Here is a 23,520-nt window from a genome sequence, read left to right as displayed (position 1 = left end):
GGCCGGGCGGTCGGGTCTGGCCCGCGTCATGCGCACTTGCGCCGGCAGGCATTACAAATGGTCGCGATCGATCCATTCGTCTCCCTCCCGTTCGAAGATGAGTTGGCCCCGCTCATGCACCTCGAGCCGCCATTCCAGCCGGAATTGCGTGGCCGTCGATGTAACGACGACCCGCGACCTTGCTTCCGCGTCCGCATCTGCGCTGCGGTAGCCCAGCACCCAGCCGGTATCCAGGCGCGCGGAAAGGGGATCGTCCTCCGTGATCGACATTTCGTCGACGACCCTGGCCCAGGTTTCGTTGGCGCGGTCGGTCAGCAATTGCCGGCCGTGGTTGCTGGAGAGCGTCAGCGTTTCCCTGCGCTTGCCGGCATCAACCGCAAGCAGCCGCGCATGGGACTCGCCCTCCAAGACGTCCATCGGCACGGGCGGCGAGATCTCCGCCTCGTCAAAGATCTCGCCGCCGTCTCCCGGTTGTGGCGCACGCACCGGAAGGACGAGCCGACAGGCGCCGGGCTCGAACGAAAATGTCGGCAGGCCCGGCTGCGGCCAGAGTACCGGCCAATGTTGGTTCGACAAGGCAAGGCGCAGGCGGTTGCCTTTACCGAAGCGACGGCCGCAATGGTTAAGCTCGAGACGTGCCGTGACCGGGTGCGCCGCCCTGATCGGTAGCGGATGCTCGCGGTTGTCGCGCTGGGCCAGGTTGAGTGCCCCCCAGCTCACGAGGGTCGATGTCCCGTCCGGCAGCACCTCGCAAAGTCGGGCGGTGAGCGTGCCGAAGGGCAGGTCGGAGGCAAGCGTGAACTCCAGCACCGGCGCGCCGAGCAAGTCCAGGTCCTCGGCAAGTGCCGCGCTATCAAAGCACAGACCAAGTCCGTCCTCGCGACGCTGGTCGCCGGCCATATCCGGCACTTCCCCGCCATAGCCGCCATAGCGGCCGCAGTCACGCCCGGCCGTGACCGGCGAGCGCAGCCGCATCGTGTCGCCGACCGCGGGCGCAGCGTCGAGCCGGCCGCTGTTGAGGAAGAGAACCTGCGCTGTGACATTGGGCGAGGGCCAGGACGGATCGCGCACCCAGCGGCCCGGATGATCGGGATAGACATGTGCAGGCCGGTGCGGATCTTTCAGGTAGGTCGTGTAGGCGGGCTCGTCCATGATGCCGGTGTCGACGCCCTCGAGCCAATGCCGCCACCAGCGGATCGCTTCGCCAAGGTAGCCGATCGCCGGGCCGGGCTCCCCAAGGAAGGGATAGGCATGGGTCCAGGGCCCGATCAGCCCCTTGCGAGGGCCGGAAAGCCCCTCCATCAGCCGGGGCACGGCATTGAAATAGGTGTCGTCCCAGCCGCTGATGGCATAGACGGGGATGTCGATCTTGGAAAAGTCCTCGCAGACAGAACCGCGCTTCCAGTAGGCGTCGCGGCGCTGGTGACGCAGCCAGACGGAGGACCAGCAGCTTGTCGCCTCCAGCCGCTCCCGCCACATCGATCGCCAGCGTTCGCCGACGATTTGCGGGTCCGGCGGCAGGGCGCCGAGGCCGAGGATGAAGGACGACCACATGCCATCCTCGGTCAGAAGATTGCCGCCGAGGTAGTGCACGTCGTCGGCATAGCGATCGTCGGAGCAGCACAGTGCGATGATGGCCTTCAAGGCGGGCGGTCGGCGCGCGGCAACCTGCAATGCATTGAATCCGCCCCAGGATATGCCCGTCATGCCGACCGCGCCGGTGCACCAGGGCTGGCGCGCGAGCCAGGCGATGATCTCGCAGGCGTCGTCCTGCTCCTGTTCGGTGTATTCGTCGGTCAGCACCCCTTCCGAGTCTCCAGATCCGCGGATGTCAACGCGACAGCAGGCGAAGCCGTGGCCGGCAACATAGGGGTGCATCTTCATGTCGCGGAACACGGTCCCGTCGCGGCGGCGATAGGGGATGAGTTCCAGGATCGCCGGAACCGGTCGCTCCTCTGCGTCCCGCGGCAGCCAGATGGTGGCGGCAAGACGCGTCCCGTCCCTCATGGTGATGAAGACCGGATCGAGGGTGCGGACGCGGCGGGGGAACGTGTCGACGATCCTGGTCATGGGACACCCTTTCCGGTCTCACGCCCAGGCTCGTCGGCTTCCGCCTCGTCGTGCGGCGTCCATTCGTAGACCATCGAAGCGATGGAGAAGCTCGACATGCCGGCGGCGGCCACGGTCATGGATGCTCCTATTCGGCCGCCTCGGCCAGTTCGCAATCGGTGATCGGCGTATCGCGCAGATAGGGTCGGCGGCTGCCGTTCTGCCCCAGTTCGCGCGCGGCCTTGTGGCCGCTGTGCACCGCATGGGTGATCGCTCCGGGCGCGAGCGCATCGCCGATTATGGTGATGCTCCTGATGCCGGCGGCGTCCAGATCCGCGCGTCGGACCTCGATTGCTTCCTGCAGCTCGTTGCGCGGCGTGCGCAGTCCGACGATCAGGACGGAGCGACACTGCACCCTCGTCTCCTCGCCGGTGAAGAGGTGGACCAGCGTTGCGGTCTCGCCGTCGAAGTCCTTCAGCGTCTGTAGTGTCGTGACCGGGACGTTGCGGCGCGAGAGTGCCCGGTGCACCAGCGGCAGCTCGTTCGTCATGATCGTCCAGGCCGAGGCCTGGCCCGCCGGCGTAACGTAGGCGACGTCGATCCCCCTGGCGGCGAGGTGCTCGGTCAGGACACCGCCACAGTAGTAGTTGTCGAAGTCGAAGACGAGCGTCGGTCCCTGCGGCCGCCGGCCGGCCGCGATGTCGTCGGGCGTGTAGACCTCCGGGTGCTCCAATCGACCGACCGGGATCTCCATCGAGGAATAGAGCATCCGGGTCCAACGGGCGCCGGTCGCAAGCACAAGGTGATCGGGGGCGAGGTCGATGATCTCGTCCACGCCGAGCCGGCTTTCGAGGTACATCGAGACGTTCGGCATCTCGTTCAGCCGCCCGAGGCGATAGTCGACGACGCGGTTCCAGGCGGCAAGGCCGGGCAGGGTCTTCTCAAAGGTGAGCCTGCCGCCCCAGCTGGAGCCGGCATCGGCGAGCGTCACGTCGTGGCCCTGTCGGGCTGCGGTCAGGGCGCATTCGAGGCCGGCAGGACCGCCCCCGACGATCAGTACCTTCTCGTGCCGTTGAGCCGGCGCAACCCGTTCCGGATGCCAGCCGCGGCGCCATTCCTCGCCGGCGGTGGGGTTCTGCGTGCAGCGCACCGGAACGCCGTCGTGCCAGCTGGAGATGCAGATATTGCAGCCGATGCACTCGCGGATTTCCTCGATCCGGCCCTCGCGGATCTTGGCGGGCAGGAAGGGGTCGGCGATCGAGGGGCGTGCGCCACCGATGAAATCGAGCACGCCGCGGCGGACTTGCGACACCATGGTGTCGGGTGAGGTGAAGCGGCCGACGCCGACCACCGGCTTGTCGGTCATCGCCTTGACGAAGTCGATCACCGGCTCGTGGCTGCCCTCGCCGGTGAACCTGGAGGCGGAACAGTCCGTTGGGCTCGAATCCATCTTTACGTCGAAGAGATCGGTGTGGTCGGACAGCAGGCGGACGAGTTCGTGCGCCTCGGATTGTTCGTGGGTGCCCGGACGGCCGCGCAGTTCCTCGAGGCTGACGCGCAGGGCGACGCCGCAATCCCTGCCGACGGCATCGCGGGTAACCTCCAGCATTTCGCGGACGAAGCGGACGCGGTTCTCGATGCTGCCACCGTATTCGTCGGTGCGATGATTGTACTCCGGCAGCAGGAACTCGTAGCCGAGATAGCCCATGCCGGCGTAGACGTAGATGATGTCGAAGCCGGCGGTGCGCGCCTTTCGGGCGCCTTCTGCCTGCCAATCCAGCACGGCCCTGATGTCGGCCTTGTCCATGCTGCGCGGGCGAAGATTGCCCATGAAGCCGACATGGGTCGCCATCCAGGGGATGCCGGACGGCGACAATGGCGGCAGGCGGCTGGCCCGGTTCATCACCGATGCGCCGCCGTGCCACAGCTCGACCCCGGCGAGCGCACCGTGTCGATGCACGGCCTCGGTCATCAGCGCATGCGCGCGGATGTCGTTTCTGTCCCACATCGTCGCCATCGGCAGCGGCGCGTCGTCGGAGCTCGGATCGATGGAACAGGCGCCGGTGCAGACAACGCCCCAGCCGCCTTCGGCCTTGGTCTCACGGAAGGCTGCGCGCACCCTCGGCAGCGCATTGGTCATGCCGCTTGCGTGCGGCACTTGGTAGAAGCGGTTCGGCGCCGTTACCGGGCCGATCCGAACAGGTTCGAACAGCACATCGTAGCGAGAATCCCGCGCCATGTTTCAGTCCTCGTTCCCCGCCTGCCATTTTTCCAGCAGGTCATTGAAGGCAAGGATAGGCATGGAACATTGGATTTCGCAACCGAAATTATAAGATCGTATAACATCTCTTGAAAAGCGTTCATTTCCATGTATTTAATCTAACCGTCATGAGCGCCTGCCGCGAAACGAACGCGAAAAATTCGGCGGTGACGTCTTGGCAAAGGGCGGTCAGACCAAGCAAGAGCAGCAGGCACAGAGGTACACGCGATTGGCACGCCGCGAACAGACGAAGGGCAGGGCGCGTTATCGTCGGGAAACGCCCGAGGACCGCCGCCGGCAGCTCGGCGAGGCGGCCCTTCGCTGCATTGTCAAGCACGGCAATGCCGGCGTCTCGGTGCGCCAGATCGCCGCCGAGGCAGGCGTCACGCAAGGGCTGATCACCCACCATTTCGGCGAGATCAACGAATTGGTCGCTTATGCCTTCGACATCATGTCGGCCGGGCTTCTGCAGGCGCTCCTGTCGGCCGTCGACGAGGCGGAACCAACCCCGCAGAAGCGGCTGGACGCGTTTATCGAGGCGTCGTTCTCACCCATGCTGTTCGACCGCGACGTGCTCGGCGTTTGGGTGGTCTTCTGGGGACTGATCCTTCATTCGCCGCGGATGAGCGCCTCGCAGCAGGGCGAATACTCCGACTATGTTGCCGCCATCCAAAGGCTGCTCGGCGACCTGGCGGCATCCGAAGGTTTCGCGATCGGCGACATCCGGCTGACGGCCGTCGCTTTCACCGCGCTGCTCGATGGCCTCTGGCTCGCATGGTGCTTGAACCCCTCTTCCTTCAAACCCGAGGAGGGCGTCCAGATTTGCCGCAACTGGGTGGAAGGCTTGCGCCGTGGCGCCTATGCCTGAAGGATCGAGGCCGGCACCGACGAAGCGTCGTGTCGTTCGAGCGGGACCGGGTGGACTGGAGTGCCGCCTTAAAGCGGCTTCTTGATCCATTTGGACAAGACACCGACAATGCCTTCGCGGAATAGCAGCACGGCTATGACAAAGACGACACCTTGCACCACCGTGACCCAGGCACCGAGGCTGGCCAGATAGTTCTGCATCGTGATTATGATCGCGGCACCGACCATCGGCCCGAATATGGTGCCCATGCCACCGAGCAGCGTCATGAGCACGACCTCGCCCGACATCCCCCAGTAGACATCCGTAAGCGATGCCAACTGGACGACGATTGCCTTGGTAGCGCCCGCGAGGCCAGCCAAGGTTGCCGACAGCACGAAGACCGCCAGCTTGTAGTGATCGGCACGGTAACCGAGCGACACGGCCCTGGACTCGTTGTCGCGGATAGCCTTCAACACCTGCCCGAAGGGCGAGTGGACGATGCGATAGATCAGAAGCACGCCGAGCAGGAAAATTGCGGCCACGACATAATAGAGCGTCATCGTGTCGGATAGATCCAGGAAGCCGAACAGATATCCCTGCGGCACCGCCTGGATACCGTCTTCGCCGCCGGTGAAGGGAGCCTGCAGCGCGAAGAAATAGGTCATCTGGGCGAAGGCCAGCGTGACCATCGCAAAGTAGATGCCCTGGCGGCGGATGGCGAGAGCGCCAAAAACTAGACCGAGGCCGGCCGCGGTCGCCACTCCCGCCAGGATGGCGAGTTCCGGCGAAAGGCCCCAGACCTTGGCGGCGTGGGCCGAGACATAGCTGGCCATGCCGAAATAGGCGGCGTGGCCAAACGACAGGAGGCCACCATAGCCCAAAAGCAGGTTGAAGGCGGAAGCAAACAACGCAAAGCAGAGAAGCTTCATCAGGAAGAACGGATAAAGCAGGCTCGGCGCGACCAGAAGCAGGCCCGCGAGAGCGAGAAAGATCATCACGTGCAGGCGCTTGTCGCCGGTGGGTCGACCGACAAGGATGGCGTCGGCACGCACGGATTCTGCCTTGGCGTTCATGTCAGGCCTCCTTTCCGAACAACCCGGCCGGCTTCACGAGCAGCACGATAGCCATGATGACGAAGATGACCGTTGCGGCGGCCTCCGGATAGAAAACCTTGGTCAGGCCTTCGATGAGGCCGAGCGCAAAGCCGGTGACGATGGCGCCGAGGATGGAGCCCATGCCGCCAATGACGACGACCGCGAAGACGACGATGATGAGGTTCGAGCCCATCATCGGATTGACGGCGTAGATGGGTGCCGCCAGCACCCCGGCAAAGCCTGCGAGTGCGACGCCGAATCCGTAGGTGAGCGTGACGAGCAGCGGCACGTTGATGCCGAACGCCTGCACGAGTGTCGGATTTTCCGTAGCGGCGCGGAGATAGGCGCCGAGTCTGGTCTTTTCAATTATGAACCAGGTGGCGAGGCAGACGACGAGCGAGGCAACGACGACCCAGCCCCGGTAGAGCGGCAGGAACATGAAGCCGAGATTGACGCCGCCCGAAAGTTGCGGCGGGATGGCGTAAGCCAGACCCGACACTCCGTAGCCGTTGCGGAACAAGCCCTCGATTATGAGAGCGAGGCCGAAGGTCAAAAGCAGCCCATAAAGATGGTCGAGCTTGTAGAGCCGGGAAATCATTGTCCGTTCGATGACCATGCCGATGGCCCCGACGATCAGCGGCGCCAAGACCAGGGCCGGCCAGTAACCGATGCCGAGGTAGGTGAGCAGCATCCAGCCGACGAACGCGCCCATCATGTATTGGGCGCCGTGGGTGAAATTGATGATGTTGAGAAGTCCGAAGATGACGGCGAGGCCGAGGCTCAGGGTTGCGTAGAACGCACCATTGATGAAGCCGAGCAGCAACTGACCGTAGAGTGCAGCGGACGGAATACCGAAAATTTCAGCCATCGGATCGTGTTCCGGAAAGAGTAGGGCCCGGGAGCGGATGCCCCCGGGCAGGGGTTCTCGACGTTACTGGACGAGGCTGCAGCCGCCGTCGGCCAGCGGGCGGAAGGCTTCCGCCGCCGGGATGGTAGCGACCGTCTTGTAGAGGTCCCAGTCGGAAGTGGATTCTTCTGGCGTCTTGACCTCGAACAGATACATGTCGTGGACATGGCGGCCGTCGGCACGAACTTCACCCTTGCCGAACAGGGGATCCTCGGACGGGGTCTCCTTCATCTTGGCCATGACGGCAGCGGTATCCTTGCCCTTGGTTGCCTCGACCGCCTTCAGGTAGTGCAGGACCGAGGCGTAGACGCCGGCATGTACCATGGTCGGCATGGCGCCGCCGTGCCGCTCGGCGAAGCGCTTGGAAAACTCCCGCGTGCCGTCGTTCTGGTCCCAATAGAAGGCTTCTGTCAGAACCAGGCCCTGGGCCGTGCTCAGCCCGAGTGCCTTGACGTCGGTGACGAAGGTCAGCAGGCCAGCGAGCTTCTGACCGCCCTGGACGATGCCGAATTCGGCCGCCTGCTTGATGGCGTTGGTGGTGTCGGCTCCGGCATTTGCCAGGCCGATGACCTTGGCGCCCGAGCCTTGCGCCTGCAGCAGGAAGGACGAGAAGTCCTGCCCCGGGAATGGGTGGCGGACGTTGCCGAGCACCTTGCCGCCGGATTTCTCGACCACTGCGCCGGTGTCACGCTCGAGCGCATGACCGAAGGCATAGTCGGCGGTCAGGAAGAACCAGGAATCGCCGCCCGCCTTGACCATGGCGCTGCCGGTGCCGTTGGCCAGGGCCCAGGTGTCATAGGTCCAGTGGACGGTGTTGGGCGAACAGGCCTTGCCGGTGAGGTCGGACGATCCCGCGCCGGAGTTCATGAAGATCTTGTTCTTTTCCTTGGTGATCTCGGCGACCGCAAGCGCCACCGACGACGTCGGGACGTCGAGGATGACGTCGACGCCATCCTGGTCATACCACTGGCGGGCGATGCTCGAGCCGATGTCCGGCTTGTTCTGGTGATCGGCGGAGATCACCTCGACATTGATGCCCTTGTCCGCCGCCTTGAAATCCTCGACCGCCATCTTCGCGGCGACGACCGAGCCCTCGCCCGAAAGGTCGGCATAGGTGCCGGAGCGGTCGTTCAGCACGCCGAGCTTCACGTCGATCTTGTCCTGGGCGAGCGCGCTTCCAGACATCAAAGCCGCCGCGGCTGCGGCCAGGATTAGTTTTCCGATCTTCATTTTTCCTCACTCCCTGTGTTAAACGAAGATTTCAGACGCCAAGATAGCGATGAAGCTTGCCCATGTTGGCCTCCAACTGGGCATTGGCGATCTCGTCGACGACGCGTCCCTGCTCGACGATGTAATGGCGATCGGCAACGGTTGCGGCGGCATGGAAATTCTGCTCGACCAGGATGATGGTGAAGCCCATCGACTTCAGTTTCTGGATCATGCGGCCGATCTGCTGGACGATGACGGGCGCAAGGCCCTCTGTCGGCTCGTCCAGAAGCAGCAGGCGTGCGCCGGTGCGCAGGATGCGGCCAATCGCCAGCATCTGCTGTTCGCCGCCCGAAAGCTTTGTACCCTGGCTGTGCAGCCGTTCCTTCAGGTTCGGAAAGAGTTCGAAGATCTGATCGAGCGTGAAGCCGCCTGGCGCCACGACCGGCGGCAGCATCAGGTTCTCCTTGACATCGAGAGTGGAGAAAATGCCGCGTTCCTCCGGGCACCAGGCAATCCCCTTCTTGGCGATGTGGCGTGATGCGAGGCCGACGAGCTCGCTGTCCCTGAAGCGGATGGAGCCCCGGCGTTTCTCGATTACGCCCATGATCGCCTTGAGCGTGGTCGTCTTTCCCGCGCCGTTGCGGCCGAGCAAGGTGACCACCTCGCCGGCGCGTACGTCGAACGCCATGCCGTGGAGCACATGCGACTCGCTGTACCAGGCGTTGAGGTCGCGAACGGCGAGCAGTGTGTCCGTGGCTGCCGAGGCAGGTTGGGTTGCAGCAGCGCTATGCATGGCCGGCACCGATATAGGCTTCGAGAACGCGCGGATCCTTCGAAACGGTCGCGTAGGTACCCTCCGCGAGGACCTTGCCGCGGGCGAGCACCGTGATGAAATCGGACAGGGTCGAGACGACCGACAGGTTGTGCTCGACCATCAGCACGGTCCGGTCCTGCGAGACGCGACGGATCACCTGAGTGATCCGATCGACATCGTCTGCGGCCATGCCGGCCATCGGCTCGTCGAGCAGCATCATTTCCGGGTCGAGCGCCAATGTGGTGGCGATCTCCAGCGCGCGTTTGCGACCGTAGGACAGTTCGCCGGCCATCGTGCCTGTGAAATCGGCCAACCCCACGGTTTCGACCAACTCACTGGCGCGGTGGTTCAGGCTGTCCAGCACCCGTTCAGATCGCCAGAACGCGAAGGAATCCCGCCGTCCCCGCTGCAGGGCGATGCGGACGTTTTCAAGCACGCTCATGCGGGGGAAGACGGCCGAAATCTGAAACGAGCGTATCAGGCCGAGCCGGGCGATGTCGGCGGGCTTCCGACGGGTTATGTCCTGGCCGTTGTAGGTGATCGTTCCGCGGGTCGGGTTTAGAAACTTGGTCAGCAGGTTGAAGCAGGTGGTCTTGCCCGCGCCATTCGGCCCGATCAGGGCATGGATCGTGCCCCGCCGGACTTTTATGTCCACGCCGTCTACTGCGATGAAGCCTTTGAATTCCTTCGTCAGACCACTGGAAGACAGGATTATGTCTTCGGCCATGCATCCTCCCGATTTTCCCCTCCAGGGTCTTGCGCCCTTGTATGCCAACGCTATGGGGCGATGCTGCCGGTGTCAAACAAATTCAGTATCAGGTGCAATAGTTCACATGCTTGAACTATTGCACCGTCGAAACAAAAGTGTCATAGAGCGCCGTTCCCGCGGAGGTTCCATGCGCGTCAGACAGATCGACAATGTCCTCGACTTGTTCGAGATCTATGCACGGGAGCGGTCGCCGCTGACGCTCACGGCATTGTCCCAGGCGCTGGGCATACCAAAGTCCAGCACCTTCAATATCATCGAGACGCTGGTGAGCCGGGGCTTCCTCTACGAGACGAAACCGAGGGGCGGCTACTACCCAACGCAACGACTGCTCGCGCTAGCCCGCGCGACGATGGACGGAGATCCGCTGACGGCGCGCATCCACGGCCAGTTGCAGGCGCTCGCAGCGGCGACGGGCGAGACGACCGTGCTGTCGGCGCGCGAGCAGAATGACGTCGTCTACGTCGACGTAGTGGAGTCCACCGCCCCGATTCGCTATTTCGCCAAGGTCGGCGAGCGACGGCCGATCCACATGACCTCAAGCGGTAAGGCTATCCTCATCAGCTACGGACCGTCGGAACGGGCCGGGATCCTGCAAGGATTGCGCTATTTTCCCGATCAGCAGTTGACCAAGGACGAAGGCCAACTGGCCGCGGAACTTGATGCGTCGATCGTTCGCGGTTGGTGCGAGGATATTGCGGAATCTACGCCCGACGTGATGGGGCTTGGTGTCCCCGTTGAGACCGGGGGGCGCCGCTTCGGGCTTGCGGTTGCCGGCCCCGTTTACCGCATGCAGAACAATCGGGAAGCGCTGGTAGCGCATCTTCGCGCCGCCGCCAGCCTCATTGGCGGCATATGAAGAGCGTCGTTGCGTAGCCCCGTATCCAAACGGCGAACCGCTCGGCGAGGGGTGGCGCTGAATTGTATCTCACCTGTCGTTTCCGCATCGTGTGGATTGCCTCGATGACTGACTGATTGGTCGCAGCGGTCCGCGCTGCCAAAAGCCACTGGGTCGTTGAATTGCATTCAATTTCGACCCACATTCGGGCCTCCCGTCGAGGGACCGCATGGCGGCACGAAAGCCCGGCATGATGTTGCGGCATTAGGGGAACTGGTCATCAGCCCTCGTTTATCCGCGCATTCGCTTTTCCTGCATCTTCAGGCGGCGGCTCTGGCCTATCCTTAAGCGCTTCGGGGATGTCGATTGGTTCGACGTCCTCACCCGCTTCCATTCGCTCCGCGCGGTCGGCGAGCGCGCGGCTGAGATTGCGGAGCTCGTTTTCCTCCAGGCGCTCGACGCCGACGAAACGGTTCTCTGCGGCCTTGCTCGTGAGTATCAATTCGTCCAGTTTGGCCTGCATCGCCTTGCCATCTCGGTTCTGCGAGTTCTGCAAAATGAAGACCATCAGGAAAGTGATGATGGTGGTAGAGGTGTTTATCACGAGCTGCCAGGTGTCCGAGTAACCGAACAACGGTCCCGTGACCGCCCACACCACGACGCTCGTGAGCGCGAGCATGAAGGTGCCGGGTCTACCGCAGACCTCGGAGACGTGGTTTGCGAAGGTGGTGAATAGGTGGCGGAGGCCCTGCATCGTCATTCTCCATGGACAATGCCGGAAAAACTTCCGATCCGCGGAAAAGTTTCGACCTGCAGAGGGAACGTACCTGCAGACCTCCGCGCCTATCCGTATTCCAGGCAATCAGGTGGAACTAGAATGCTTGGTACGGATTGCGGCTCCACAATGGATGGAGGGCGCGATGCAGTGGCAATCCCTTTTGACGCAATTGGGCACTTGGACAACTCGTCCATCGGCTTTCGTGATCGTTACCATTTATACGTTCGGATGGCTGGTCTTCAGCCCTGAGACGCTGAGGTGGTATGGCGTTGCCACGCTCGCCACGTGGTCGATGACGCTGTTGATCCAGCGCGCTGAGCACCGAGACACACAGGCCATTCACGCAAAGCTTGATGAACTGCTGCTCGCGCAGGGCAAGGCGCGGGATGAAATCACGCACATGGACGAGAAGGAGCCAGAGGAGATCGAAAGCTTCCGTGACGTCCAAAAGGATTGACTGAATACGCGCCCGCGGCAGCACCGTATTGGCCGACCCTGGTGAGGTGCCGGTCGACGACAGGAGAACGATCCTACACCTTCCGGATGGAAAAAGCGCCGCAGCTTGCGGGGCGCCCGGTAGTTGATCGCTTGTAGTCCCGGAGAAACCGCCCTCCCCATAGATTTTACGGGTCGCCGCCAAAAATGTATAGACATATATGGGGAGCTCCTATAACCATTAAAAAAACGGGAACTCCTAAACAAGGCAAAAATGCCTGTTCAGCTTTTTAACTTGGGACAGCTTCGCATGCATCAAATGCCCCCCGTGACGACTTACTCGGTTGACTATACGACCCTGCGCGCGCGCTTCCTCGCCGCTGCACAGAAGGCCGGTGCTGAGCTTCACGAGTACTGCCATCCATTGAATGGCCCGGGTGGCGAGCATCTGGCCACCGACGTCGCTTTTCTCGGCCGCCGCGACGCGTCGAAACTGATGGTGCTCATTTCGGGTACTCATGGCGTGGAAGGCCAGTTCGGCTCGGCCTGCCAGTCGACCTGGCTTGCCGAAAACTGTCCGTGGCGTCTTCCCGACGACACGGCGGTCCTCGTCATCCACCTGATCAACCCCTGGGGTACGGCCTGGTCGCGCCGCGTCAACGAAGACAATGTCGACCTCAATCGCAATTTCATTGACTGGCAGGCTGGTCCTCCCAAGAACGCCCGCTATGTCGACCTCCACTCCGCGCTCGTCTGCCACGAGTGGGAAGGGCCGGATCGCAACAAGGCCGACGAGGCGCTCGCCGCGGCGATGAAGGCGAATGGCGGCTATGCCGGCCTCGCGCCGATCATCGAGGCCGGTCAGTACGAATTCCCTGACGGCCTGTTCTATGGTGGCAACGGCCCGGTCTGGTCGAACCGCACGCTGAACGACATTCTGGCGACCTTCGCCCAGCAGGCGTCGGACGTCGTGGTCTTCGACCTGCACACCGGCGCCGGCCCTTATGGCTATCCGGCGCTGCTGTCGGTGGCCGAGAACGATCATGCCGGCCTGGCATGGGGCAGTGGCATCTTTGGCCCGGCGCTGTCCGTCGTCGTCACCGGCGAAAACGCCACCACCGATACCGGCATTGCCGCGACGGCGACTGGATATGTCTCCGCAGCCGTCCGCAAGGCGATGCCGAAGGCCCGGGTTCTGCCGCTCGTCGTCGAATGCGGGACGCTGGAAGGCAAAGTGATGTCGGATGCGGTGCAGGCCGACAACTGGTTGCACCTGTTCGGCAAGGTCGACAGTCCGCTCGGCCAGAAGATCAAGGCGACGCTGCGATCGGGCTTCATCCCGGAAGACCCGGACTGGCAGCGCAACTGTCTGAGCGCAAGCCTTGGCTATTTCGATCGCGCCTTTGCCGACCTGAAGCGGGTCGGCGGCGCAGGCGAAGAGAAGCTGGTCGTCGCCGTTGCCGCTGTTGCCGCCACCGTCGCGCACCCGGCTCCTGCCGAGCCGAAGGCCGGCGAGAGGCCTGCGGTCGAGGTGCACGATATCCGCAAGCGCTTCGGCCCGCTTACAGTTCTGAACGGCGTTAGCGTCTCGGCGCAACCCGGTGAGGTCGTGTCGATGATCGGCTCGTCCGGCTCCGGCAAGAGCACCTTCCTGCGCTGCATCAACCTGCTCGAGCAGCCGAACGACGGCCGCATCATCATCGATGGCGAAGAAATCAAGATGAAGAAGACCGCCGACGGGGGCGCGGTGCCCACCGACATGCGGCAGGTCGAACGTATCCGCGCCCGCGTCGGCATGGTGTTCCAGAACTTCAATCTCTGGCCGCACATGACCGTGGTCGAAAATATTATCGAGGCGCCGCTGCATGTTCTGAAGGAAAGCCGAGCCGACGCGATCGAACATGCCCACGCGCTGCTGAAGAAGGTCGGTTTGTCCGACAAGCACGCCCAGTATCCCGGCCAATTGTCCGGCGGCCAGCAGCAGCGTGCGGCCATCGCCCGCACGCTCGCCATGCGTCCCAAGGTCATCCTGCTCGACGAGCCGACCTCGGCGCTGGACCCGGAACTGGTCGGCGAAGTGCTGCGCGTTATTCGCCAACTGGCGGAAGAGGGCAACACCATGATCCTCGTCACGCACGAGATGCAGTTTGCGCGTGAGGTGTCCCACAAGATTCTATTTCTCCACCAGGGAAAGGTGGAGGAAGAAGGTCCGCCGGCGGAATTGTTCGCCAATCCGCGGTCGGAGCGTCTGCGCCAGTTTCTGGCCCGTACGCTCTGAGGTCGGCGCGCTTTCAAGCATCCGGGTGAGGAGCCCGGTTAATGTGAAGGCATGAGTTTTCAAAAGGGGAGTGAGTACATGAAACTGAAAGTCTTGTCGCTGGTCGCGTTCCTTGCCGCAGGCATGGGCAGCGCGTACGCAGCCGAAGGGGAACTGTCGATCGGCACCGAAGGCGCCTATCCGCCGTGGAGCATGGCCGACGCAAACGGCAACGTCACTGGCTTCGACGCCGATGTCGGCAACCTGCTCTGCGCGAAGCTGGAGATGAAGTGCCACTTCGTCGTCCAGGCTTTCGACGGCCTCATCCCGGCGCTGAAGGCCAAGCGCTTCGACATCATCATCTCGGGCATGTCGATCACCGAGGACCGCAAGAAGGAGATCAGCTTCTCCAACGGTTACGCGGAACTGGCCAACGTGTTCGTCGCGCCGAAGAATTCCGACCTCGCCGGCATCCATGATTTCGACACGCTGATCAAGGCGCTCGACGGCAAGAAGGTCGGCGTCCAGGCCGGTACGACCCACGCCCACTACCTCGAGAAGAACGCCCCGACCGCCGATCTGAAGACCTACGAAACGCTCGACCAGATGCAGATCGACCTGGCCAGCGGCCGTATCGAAACCGCGTTCTCGGACGCTTCGGCGCTGGAAGATTTCCTCGCCAAGCCCGACGGCAAGGACTTCCAGCTGGTCGACGTCAAGATTGCCAGTTCCTCCGATGCGACGCTCGGCGAAGGTATCGGCGTCGGCATCGCCCAGGAAAACACCGAGCTGAAGGCGAAAATCGACCAGGCGCTGTGCGAACTGGTCAACGACGGCTCGATCGGCAAGGCCAGCGAGACCTGGTTCAAGACGGACATCTCCCGTCCCTGCAAGTAAGCGACTGCGACTGGTCCCGCGCGTTCAAGGCGCACGCCCAACCGGGTGTGCCGCCGGCGGGTCGCGCGGGGCCGTCACCTTGATTTTTCCGGGCATGAAGCAGGCGTAGGCGATCTGATGGAATTCGGTCTTTGGCAAGTTTGGGAAGGCGGCTGGGTCGGCGCCATCCTGCGAGGCGCGGCAATCACGATCGCCGTGGGCACGGCCGCCATGCTGGCCGGCCTGGTGGTCGGCATCGCCTGCGGCCTCATCAAATGGGGGCGGGTCTTCCCGCTCAACTTTATCGTCGACGCCTATACCTCGGTGGTGCGCGGCGTGCCGGAACTGCTGATCATCTATCTGCTGTTCTTCTCCTCGGTGGAGTTCGTCACCAGGGTCGCGACCGCTTTCGGCTACGCGGGGCTCGCCGACAGCGGCTATGCCTTCATCATCGCAGTGATCGCCATCGGCGCGATCTCAGGCGCCTATTCGACCGAAGTGGTTCGTGGCGCATTGGCGGCAATTCCCAATGGCCACATCGAGGCGGCCCGGGCGCTCGGGCTTTCCGGTTGGCGCATCTTCCGCCGGATCATCATGCCGCAGATGCTGCGGATCGCGGTTCCGGGCATGAACAACGTCTGGCAGGTCACCATCAAGGATACCGCGCTCGTCTCGGTCGTCGGGCTGCAGGAACTGATGCGCGCCGCCTTCATCGGAGCCGGATCCACACGGCACCCCTTCATCTTCTATCTCATCGCGGCAGTCGTTTATCTGATGATCACGCTCGTCAGCCAGGCGGGTTTCGATCGGGCCGAGCGCCTCCTCAAGGTCCGTTCAAGGAAGTAACCGATGGAACTCGAACTCATCCAACGCGCGGTTCCGGTCCTGCTTAAAGGGCTGTCGGTCACCGCCTTCCTGTCGGCTGTCTCCGTTCTCATCGGCTTCCACCTGGGGCTTGGGCTGGCGCTGATGCGGTTGTCGGAGAACCGCTTCCTGTCTGGCTTTGCGAAATATTACAGCATGGTGTTTCGCGGCACCCCGCTGCTCGTCCAGCTCTTCCTTTTCTATTACGGCCTTGGTCAACTGTCCTTCATCAAGAACAGCGAGATGTTCTGGTGGGTGATCAGCGACGGCACGCGCTGCGCGACCATGGCGCTGGCGCTGAACACCGCTGCCTACACGTCGGAAATCCTGCGGGGCGGGCTGATGTCGGTTCCGGCCGGGTTGGTCGAGGCGGCACAAGCCAGCGGCATGTCGCGGTTCCTGCGCTTCCGCCGCATCCAGTTTCCGCTGGCGATCCGCCAGGCCCTTCCGGCCTACGGCAACGAACTCGTGCTGACCGTCAAGGGCACCAGCCTTGCCTCGACGATCACCGTGCTGGAAATCACCGGCTACGCCAAACGGCTGATGAGCCAGACGTATGCGATCTTCGAGGTTTTCGCCATCGCAGGCGCGCTGTATCTTATCATCAACCTGGTGCTGATCAGCCTCGTCAGGATGCTGGAAGCCCGCCTGATGCGTTATCAGACACGATCGCGTTGAGTTTGCCGCGGCCTGGATCGCCGCGGCTCGGTTTCGGGGCGATGCTCGTCCCGCCATCTGATCCCTGTCCGTGCCAGCATTGACGCGGAGCAAACATCGATTTCACTCATCCGCCAGCCGGATGCTCTTTCGTGGGCCTGTTCGGCCGCACCCATTTTGACATGAAAGGACCAGAACCATGGACGTACGCGCCGCCGTCGCCGTTGCCGCGGGCAAGCCGCTGGAAGTGATGACCGTACAGCTCGAGGGCCCGCGCGCCGGCGAGGTGCTGATCGAGGTCAAGGCTACCGGCATCTGCCACACCGACGACTTCACGCTGTCGGGCGCCGATCCGGAAGGGCTGTTCCCGGCGATCCTCGGCCATGAGGGCGCCGGCATCGTCGTTGACGTCGGCCCCGGCGTCACCTCGGTGAAGAAGGGCGACCACGTCATCCCGCTCTACACGCCGGAATGCCGCGAGTGCTATTCCTGCCTCAGCCGCAAGACCAATCTCTGCACGGCGATCCGCTCGACGCAGGGCCAGGGCCTGATGCCGGACGGCACCAGCCGGTTTTCGATCGGCAAGGACAAGATCCACCACTACATGGGCTGCTCGACGTTTGCCAATTACACGGTGCTGCCGGAGATCGCCGTCGCCAAGGTCAACCCGGACGCGCCGTTCGACAAGATCTGCTACATCGGCTGCGGCGTCACCACCGGCATTGGCGCGGTGATCAACACAGCCCAAGTCGAGATCGGCTCGACGGCGATCGTCTTCGGCCTTGGCGGCATCGGCCTCAACGTGCTGCAGGGCCTGCGGCTTGCCGGCGCCGACATGATCATCGGCGTCGACATCAATCCCGATCGCAAGGCCTGGGGCGAGAAATTCGGCATGACCCACTTCGTCAATGCCAAGGAGGTCGGCGACGACATCGTCCCCCACCTCGTCAACCTGACGAAGCGCAACGGCGACCTGATCGGCGGCGCCGACTACACCTTCGACTGCACCGGCAACACCAAGGTGATGCGCCAGGCGCTCGAATCGGCGCATCGCGGCTGGGGCAAGTCGGTGATCATCGGCGTCGCCGGCGCCGGCCAGGAGATCTCGACGCGGCCGTTCCAGCTCGTCACCGGCCGGCAGTGGATGGGCACCGCCTTCGGCGGCGCGCGCGGCCGCACCGACGTGCCGAAGATCGTCGACTGGTACATGGAAGGCAAGATCCAGATCGACCCGATGATCACCCACACCATGCCGCTCGAAGACATCAACAAGGGTTTCGAGCTGATGCATTCGGGCGAGAGCATTCGTGGCGTGGTCGTCTACTGACAGGCGCGCCTCGCTGTTCGTAATTGTTGCAAGGAGGAGGAAGAGCAATGGCAAGTCAGGTATCGATACACCCCGCCGTCGATGGCGGGGTGAAGAAGGGACGGGCGGATTTCGGCGGCGGGACGCTCGTTTGCGCCTGCGCCGACCGGCCGGTGAAGGTCGCGGTCACGGGCGCTGTCGCCCACAACCACGCCTGCGGCTGCACCAAGTGCTGGAAGCCGGAAGGCGCCGCCTTCTCGGTGGTCGCCGTGACGGCACATGACAACATCACCGTGCTGGAGAACGGCGACAAGCTCGAGATCGTCGATCCCAACGCGCTGATCCGCCGCCATGCCTGCAAGGAGTGCGGCGTGCACATGTACGGCCCGGTCGAGCGCGAGCATGCCTTCCAGGGCCTCGACTTCATCCACCCGGAACGCTTCGAGGAGAGCGGCTGGCCGGAGCCGACCTTTGCCGCCTTCGTGTCCTCGATCATCGAGTCCGGCACCAAGCCGTCCGACATGGATGCCATTCGCGCCCGGCTCAGGGAACTTGGGCTCGAGCCCTATGACTGCCTGTCGCCGGCGCTGATGGACTATGTGGCGAGTTGGGTTGCCAGGAAGTCGGGCGTCCTCAAGGACTGAAGCACTCCGGCGCCGGGTTGCCGGCGCCGCCTGCCCACATGCAAACGCCGCGCTTCCTGTGAGGGGAGCGCGGCGTTTGCCTTTTGGGAGAACTGCTTGTTCTTGGAGCGAGGCTCCATGTTCAGTCACCCCGGACTTGATCCGGGGTCCAGCAGCGCCGCGTCCGTGGCGCTTGAGATTCTTTGCGCTCAAGGGCTTGAGTGGGCTGGGTGGGTCAAGCCCGGCATGACGGAGAAGAGAAAAGGCGCACTTCCGACAGCGAAACGTCAGTGTTCCAACAGTGCTGCCGCGCTCCCTTTCGGCGGCGCGGCGCATTGCGTTTCATGCACGGTTGTTCAGTCGATGACCTTGCCGGGGTTGAGGATGGCCGCGGTGTCGAGGTCGGCCTTGATCTGCCGCATCAGCGCCAGCTTCACCGGATCGGCGGTGTCGCGCAGGGAATGCACCCGCTTGGCGCCGATGCCGTGCTCGGCGGAGAAGGAGCCGCCGATGGCGACGATGTCGCGGTAGAGCACCGCTTCGACCGCGGCCAGCTTTTCCGGTGTCATGTCTGCACCCGCGGCATTCAGGACGAGATGCAGGTTGCCGTCGGCAAGATGGCCGAACAGATAGGGATCAAGCGCAGGATCGATTGCTTTCAGTTCGGCGACGCAGCGGGTCGCATAGGCGCCGATTTCCGAAAGCGGCACGGACACGTCATAGGAGGGGGCGGCCGGATGCTTGCGATAGATGAGGTCGGTGTCCTCGCGCAGCCGCCACAGGTCGGCCTCCTGCGCACCGGACGTGGCGACAACCGCCGAGGTCTCCGGATACTTCTCCACGACCTGCTCGTAGAGCCGCTCCAGTTCCACTTGCAACTGCTCCTCGTCGGCGCCGCCGAGCGAAATCAGCAGGTTGATCGGATGGTCCGGTGCATAGTCCGTGGCCGACCATTGATGGTGGCCGGCGGTCAGGCGGAAATAGGAGTTCCAGATCGCCTCGGCCGCGCGCAGGTGACCGGAGCGGACGTCGAAGGCGAAGCGGGCGGTGTCGAGCGCCGCTTCGACCGAGGGCAGGCCGAACAGCACTGTCGCGGTCGCCGCCGGCAGCGGCTCCAGCTTGACGGCGATGCGGGTGACGATGCCGAGCGTGCCCTCGGCGCCGATGAACAGATGCTTGAGATCGTAGCCGGCGGAGTTCTTCACCACCCGGGTCAGATCGGAATAGATCGAGCCGTCCGGGAGCACCGCTTCCATGCCGAGCACGCGATGGCGCATGACGCCGTAGCGGAAGGCGGTGATGCCGCCGGCATTGGTGGACACCATGCCGCCGATCGTCGCCGAGCCGCGTGACGGCAAGTCGATGCCGGGCTCGAGGCGGTGTTCGGCGGCGGCCGTCTGCAGCGCCTGCAGCGTCACGCCGGCTTCGACGACGGCGACGCGCTCGACCGGCGACAGCCGCTCGATGCGGTTCAGGCGCGCCGTCGACAGGACCAGTTCGCCGGGCGTGGAGAGCCCGCCGCCGACGAGGCCCGTTCGCCCGCCATGGGTGACGATGGCCACGCCATGCGCCGCGCAGGCCTTGACGATGGCCGCGACCTCCTGCGTCGAGGCGGGCAGGGCAACGGCGGTGGTGCCGAGATTGCCGGCGGTGACGCCGTAGTCGATGTTGGCGATCGCGTCCCCGGTCTTCAGGTTCGCCTCGCCGACAATGGCGCGGATTTGTTCGAGAAAGGCGGCTGAGAGTTCGGTTGCGCCACCGTGTTTGGCCTCGCAGGCGCGGATTTCGACGACGAAGAGTTCGGCGGGGGCCGCGCTAGAAAGGTGGATGTCGCCGGGCGTCGCGGCGATCGCGCTATCGAGCGCAGAGAGCCGGACTTCGCGATCGCCGACCGTCAGAGTGACGTCGCCCTGGTGGCAGAGGATGAGGGTGACCGTGGCATCGCTCCTGAGGCGTGCAGAGCCGGAGAGCTGCAGCCTGGCGACCGTGTGGGAAAAGGTGCCGCGCCGCGTCATCACGTTGAGGTCGGTGATCGTGCCGCCGAGCAGGGTTGCCGACGTCGGCGCATCGGCCGGGAAGGGTAGCGGCGCGTCGGCGCCGGTCAGGCGCACTGGCGAACGGCCCTCGATATCAAGCGCCATGCCGTCGCCGCTGAGGATCGAAAGGGTGCGGTCGATGCCGGGGAAGGAGGAAAACGGGCCATCGCTGGCGACGGTGGCCATGCTGACCCGCCAGTCGAAGTCGGCGACGGTGGCACCAGATGGAAAGACGGCGATCTCGACGGTCTCGCCGCCGCCATTCTTCCACGGCATGCGCTTGTAGTCGGTCGCGCTTCTCAGGATGGTCCAGTTCGGATCACTCATGATCTTCTCACCGTAGATGCCACATTTCGCAGACACAGAAGGTCGATGCCGCGCAACCTTTCGGAATGCGCGGCATCGAGGTCGATTAGTTGCCGAGGATACCCGGCAGGCGCAGGCCCTTTTCGCGGGCGCAGTCGAGCGCGATGTCATAGCCGGCATCGGCATGGCGCATGACGCCGGTGGCCGGGTCGTTCCACAGCACCCGCTCGATGCGGCGGGCCGCATCGTCGGAGCCGTCGCAGCAGATGACGACGCCCGAATGCTGCGAGAAGCCCATGCCGACGCCGCCGCCGTGGTGCAGCGACACCCAGGTCGCACCCGACGCGGTGTTGAGCAGCGCGTTCAACAGCGGCCAGTCGGAAACGGCGTCCGAGCCGTCCTTCATCGCTTCCGTCTCACGGTTCGGCGAGGCGACCGAACCGGAGTCGAGGTGGTCGCGGCCGATGACGACCGGCGCCTTCAGTTCGCCGTTCTTGACCATCTCGTTGAAGGCGAGGCCGAGGCGGTGACGGTCGCCGAGGCCGACCCAGCAGATGCGCGCCGGCAGGCCCTGGAAGGAGATGCGCTCGCGCGCCATGTCCAGCCAGTTGTGCAGGTGCTTGTTGTCGGGCAGCAGTTCCTTCACCTTGGCGTCGGTCTTGTAGATGTCTTCCGGGTCGCCGGACAGCGCCGCCCAGCGGAACGGACCGATGCCCTGGCAGAACAGCGGGCGGATATAGGCCGGCACGAAGCCGGGGAAGGCGAAGGCGTTTTCGAGGCCCTCGTCCTTGGCGACCTGGCGGATGTTGTTGCCGTAGTCGAAGGTCGGGATGCCCATGTCCTGGAAGGCGATCATCGCTTCGACATGCTCGCGCATCGAGGCGCGCGCCGCCTTTTCGACCGCCTTCGGGTCGCTGACGCGCTTTTCCTTCCACTGCGCCATCGTCCAGCCCTTCGGCAGGTAGCCGTTGACCGGGTCGTGCGCCGAGGTCTGGTCGGTGACCATGTCGGGGCGGATGCCGCGGCGGACCATTTCCGGCAGGATCTCGGCGGTGTTGCCGAGCAGGCCGACCGACTTCGCCTCGCCGTTCTTCGTCCAGCGGGCGATCATTTCCATCGCCTCGTCGAGCGTCTCGGCCTTCTCGTCGACATAACGGGTGCGCAGGCGGAAGTCGATCGAATCCGGATTGCATTCGACGGCAAGGCAGGAGGCGCCGGCCATGACGGCGGCGAGCGGCTGGGCGCCGCCCATGCCGCCGAGGCCACCGGTCAGCACCCACTTGCCCTTGAGGCTGCCGCCGTAGTGCTGACGGCCGGCCTCGACAAACGTCTCGTAGGTGCCCTGAACGATGCCCTGGGTGCCGATGTAGATCCACGAACCGGCGGTCATCTGGCCGTACATGGCCAGGCCCTTCTTATCCAGTTCGTTGAAGTGGTCCCAGTTGGCCCAGTGCGGCACCAGGTTGGAGTTGGCGATCAGCACGCGCGGCGCATCCTTGTGGGTGCGGAACACGCCGACCGGCTTGCCGGACTGGACGAGCAGCGTCTCGTCCTCGTTGAGGTCCTTCAGCGTCGCGACGATGCTGTCGAAATCCGCCCAGGTGCGGGCGGCGCGGCCGATGCCGCCATAGACGACCAGTTCGTGCGGGTTTTCGGCGACGTTCGGATCGAGGTTGTTCATCAGCATGCGCAGCGGCGCTTCGGTCATCCAGCTCTTGGCGTTGAGCTCGGTGCCCTGGGGCGCCCGGACATCGCGGATGTTGTGGCGGGGGTTGGTCATTGCGGTTCCCTTCGGGTCAGCGTTTCAGGCCAAGCGCGATCTGTTCGATCCGCTCGAGAATGGTCTTGAGATGAGTGCGCAGCCGGTCTGCCTTGGCGGCGTCATAGGCAAAGGGCGGGACTTCGGTGGCAAGATGACTGGACTGCGCCAGTTCCATCTGGATGGCATGCACGCCGGTTTCCGGCTTTCCATAGTGGCGGGTGGTCCAGCCGCCCTTGAAGCGGCCGTTGAGGATGCTGGTGTAGCCTTCGGCCTTCGCGCAGACCTCAAACGTTGCCGTCTCGATGGCCTTGTCGCAGGTCTTGCCCATGTCCGTGCCGACGTTGAAGTCCGGCAGCTTGCCTTCGAAGAGGAAGGGGATGTGCGAGCGGATCGAATGGCAGTCGTAGAGCACGGCGACGCCATGGATCGCCTTCACCCGCTCGATCTCGGCAGCAAGCGCCGCATGATAGGGGGCGTGAAAATCCCGGAGCCGCGCGGCGATGTCGTCGGCATCAGGGGCTTCACCGTCCTTCCAGATCGGCGTCCCGTCGAAATCGGTCTCGGGCACGAGACCGGTGGTGTTCTGGCCGGGATAGAGGCTCCCACCTTCCGGGTCGCGATTGGCGTCGATGACGTAGCGGTGGAAGGTCGCCCGCACCGTCGTCACGTTGTCGAGCAGCCCGTCATAGAGTTCGAAGATGTGCCAGTCGGTATCGGCGAGGATGCGGCCGTTGTCGTTCAGCCGCGCCCGGATCGCATCGGGGACGATCGTCCCCGTATGCGGAAAGCCGAGGATGACCGGCGAGGTGCCCTGCCGGACTTCGAAGACGGCCATC

Annotated in this window: 21 protein-coding genes; 9 read left to right on the top strand and 12 right to left on the bottom strand. The window is 63.9% G+C overall.

Annotated elements, in window-relative coordinates:
- Positions 1-51: 51 nt before the first annotated feature.
- From AC1DDS_RS07535 to AC1DDS_RS07525, 3 genes are read right to left on the bottom strand one after another with little or no spacing between them, the layout of a single operon-like run.
- Positions 52-2,070, bottom strand: a complete 2,019-nt coding sequence (locus tag AC1DDS_RS07535; RefSeq protein WP_477478312.1) for a CocE/NonD family hydrolase — start codon at positions 2,068-2,070, stop codon at positions 52-54.
- Positions 2,067-2,189, bottom strand: a complete 123-nt coding sequence (locus AC1DDS_RS07530; protein ID WP_477478311.1) for a hypothetical protein — start codon at positions 2,187-2,189, stop codon at positions 2,067-2,069. The genes AC1DDS_RS07535 and AC1DDS_RS07530 overlap by 4 nt, the downstream gene beginning before the upstream one ends.
- Positions 2,190-2,197: 8 nt before the next feature.
- The gene (locus tag AC1DDS_RS07525) at positions 2,198-4,288 is read right to left on the bottom strand and encodes an oxidoreductase (RefSeq protein WP_477478310.1); all 2,091 of its coding nucleotides are present in this window, start codon (positions 4,286-4,288) and stop codon (positions 2,198-2,200) included.
- Positions 4,289-4,538: 250 nt separating this feature from the next.
- Between AC1DDS_RS07525 and AC1DDS_RS07520 the strand changes: the two genes are divergently transcribed.
- Positions 4,539-5,177: a TetR/AcrR family transcriptional regulator gene (locus tag AC1DDS_RS07520; RefSeq protein ID WP_477478309.1), complete on the top strand. Its 639-nt coding sequence runs from the start codon at positions 4,539-4,541 to the stop codon at positions 5,175-5,177.
- A gap of 68 nt (positions 5,178-5,245) precedes the next feature.
- On the opposite strand, the gene AC1DDS_RS07515 is transcribed toward AC1DDS_RS07520, so the two are convergent.
- The 5 genes from AC1DDS_RS07515 to AC1DDS_RS07495 all read right to left on the bottom strand — a co-directional run bounded on the left by AC1DDS_RS07515 (position 5,246) and on the right by AC1DDS_RS07495 (position 9,907).
- Complete coding sequence (locus AC1DDS_RS07515) at positions 5,246-6,229, bottom strand: branched-chain amino acid ABC transporter permease (RefSeq protein ID WP_477478308.1); 984 nt, start codon at positions 6,227-6,229, stop codon at positions 5,246-5,248.
- Between the two features lies 1 nt (position 6,230).
- On the bottom strand, positions 6,231-7,118 hold the full coding sequence (locus AC1DDS_RS07510; protein ID WP_477478307.1) for a branched-chain amino acid ABC transporter permease: 888 nt from the start codon (positions 7,116-7,118) through the stop codon (positions 6,231-6,233).
- A 63-nt stretch (positions 7,119-7,181) separates the two neighbouring features.
- Positions 7,182-8,387, bottom strand: a complete 1,206-nt coding sequence (locus AC1DDS_RS07505) for an ABC transporter substrate-binding protein (RefSeq protein ID WP_477478306.1) — start codon at positions 8,385-8,387, stop codon at positions 7,182-7,184.
- A gap of 31 nt (positions 8,388-8,418) precedes the next feature.
- Complete coding sequence (locus AC1DDS_RS07500) at positions 8,419-9,159, bottom strand: ABC transporter ATP-binding protein (protein WP_477478305.1); 741 nt, start codon at positions 9,157-9,159, stop codon at positions 8,419-8,421.
- Positions 9,152-9,907, bottom strand: coding sequence for an ABC transporter ATP-binding protein (locus AC1DDS_RS07495; RefSeq protein WP_477478304.1), 756 nt, complete (start codon positions 9,905-9,907; stop codon positions 9,152-9,154). The genes AC1DDS_RS07500 and AC1DDS_RS07495 overlap by 8 nt, the downstream gene beginning before the upstream one ends.
- Before the next feature lie 169 nt (positions 9,908-10,076).
- On the opposite strand from AC1DDS_RS07495, the gene AC1DDS_RS07490 reads away from it, so the two are divergent.
- Complete coding sequence (locus AC1DDS_RS07490) at positions 10,077-10,805, top strand: IclR family transcriptional regulator (protein WP_310416876.1); 729 nt, start codon at positions 10,077-10,079, stop codon at positions 10,803-10,805.
- A gap of 259 nt (positions 10,806-11,064) precedes the next feature.
- Here AC1DDS_RS07490 and AC1DDS_RS07485 read toward each other — a convergent pair whose 3' ends face one another.
- Positions 11,065-11,538 (bottom strand): low affinity iron permease family protein, encoded by a 474-nt coding sequence (locus tag AC1DDS_RS07485; RefSeq protein ID WP_477478303.1) that lies wholly within the window; start codon positions 11,536-11,538, stop codon positions 11,065-11,067.
- 166 nt (positions 11,539-11,704) lie between these two features.
- Here AC1DDS_RS07485 and AC1DDS_RS07480 point away from each other — a divergent pair, with 166 nt between their 5' ends.
- The 7 genes from AC1DDS_RS07480 (at position 11,705) to gfa (ending at position 18,601) form a co-directional block, all read left to right on the top strand.
- Entirely contained in the window at positions 11,705-12,019 is a 315-nt protein-coding gene (locus tag AC1DDS_RS07480) for a low affinity iron permease family protein (RefSeq protein WP_477478302.1), read from the top strand.
- A gap of 288 nt (positions 12,020-12,307) precedes the next feature.
- Positions 12,308-14,275 carry a DUF2817 domain-containing protein gene (locus tag AC1DDS_RS07475; RefSeq protein ID WP_477478301.1) on the top strand — a complete coding sequence of 656 codons (1,968 nt, stop codon included), beginning with the start codon at positions 12,308-12,310 and terminating at the stop codon, positions 14,273-14,275.
- Positions 14,276-14,353: 78 nt separating this feature from the next.
- Entirely contained in the window at positions 14,354-15,151 is a 798-nt protein-coding gene (locus AC1DDS_RS07470; protein WP_477478300.1) for a transporter substrate-binding domain-containing protein, read from the top strand.
- A gap of 117 nt (positions 15,152-15,268) precedes the next feature.
- Positions 15,269-15,976 carry an ABC transporter permease gene (locus AC1DDS_RS07465; RefSeq protein ID WP_310416864.1) on the top strand — a complete coding sequence of 236 codons (708 nt, stop codon included), beginning with the start codon at positions 15,269-15,271 and terminating at the stop codon, positions 15,974-15,976.
- Positions 15,977-15,979: 3 nt separating this feature from the next.
- Entirely contained in the window at positions 15,980-16,672 is a 693-nt protein-coding gene (locus AC1DDS_RS07460; RefSeq protein ID WP_310416862.1) for an ABC transporter permease, read from the top strand.
- A 178-nt stretch (positions 16,673-16,850) separates the two neighbouring features.
- Positions 16,851-17,978 (top strand): S-(hydroxymethyl)glutathione dehydrogenase/class III alcohol dehydrogenase, encoded by a 1,128-nt coding sequence (locus AC1DDS_RS07455; RefSeq protein WP_477478299.1) that lies wholly within the window; start codon positions 16,851-16,853, stop codon positions 17,976-17,978.
- A 47-nt stretch (positions 17,979-18,025) separates the two neighbouring features.
- Complete coding sequence (gene gfa / locus AC1DDS_RS07450) at positions 18,026-18,601, top strand: S-(hydroxymethyl)glutathione synthase (protein WP_477478298.1); 576 nt, start codon at positions 18,026-18,028, stop codon at positions 18,599-18,601.
- Between the two features lie 335 nt (positions 18,602-18,936).
- Here the strand turns inward: gfa and AC1DDS_RS07445 are convergent, their stop codons facing one another.
- The 3 genes from AC1DDS_RS07445 to hutG all read right to left on the bottom strand — a co-directional run bounded on the left by AC1DDS_RS07445 (position 18,937) and on the right by hutG (position 23,519).
- Positions 18,937-20,943, bottom strand: coding sequence for a HutD family protein (locus AC1DDS_RS07445; protein WP_477478297.1), 2,007 nt, complete (start codon positions 20,941-20,943; stop codon positions 18,937-18,939).
- Positions 20,944-21,028: 85 nt separating this feature from the next.
- Positions 21,029-22,702, bottom strand: coding sequence for a urocanate hydratase (gene hutU, locus AC1DDS_RS07440; protein WP_477478296.1), 1,674 nt, complete (start codon positions 22,700-22,702; stop codon positions 21,029-21,031).
- A gap of 16 nt (positions 22,703-22,718) precedes the next feature.
- A complete protein-coding gene (gene hutG, locus AC1DDS_RS07435) occupies positions 22,719-23,519 on the bottom strand; it encodes an N-formylglutamate deformylase (RefSeq protein ID WP_477478295.1) in 801 nt (266 codons plus the stop codon).
- Between the last annotated feature and the right edge of the window lies 1 nt (position 23,520).

It is taken from the genome of Mycoplana sp. 10N416, from assembly GCF_056394765.1.
Note: the sequence above shows the minus strand (reverse complement) of the source record. Positions and strands in the feature narration are given on the sequence as shown.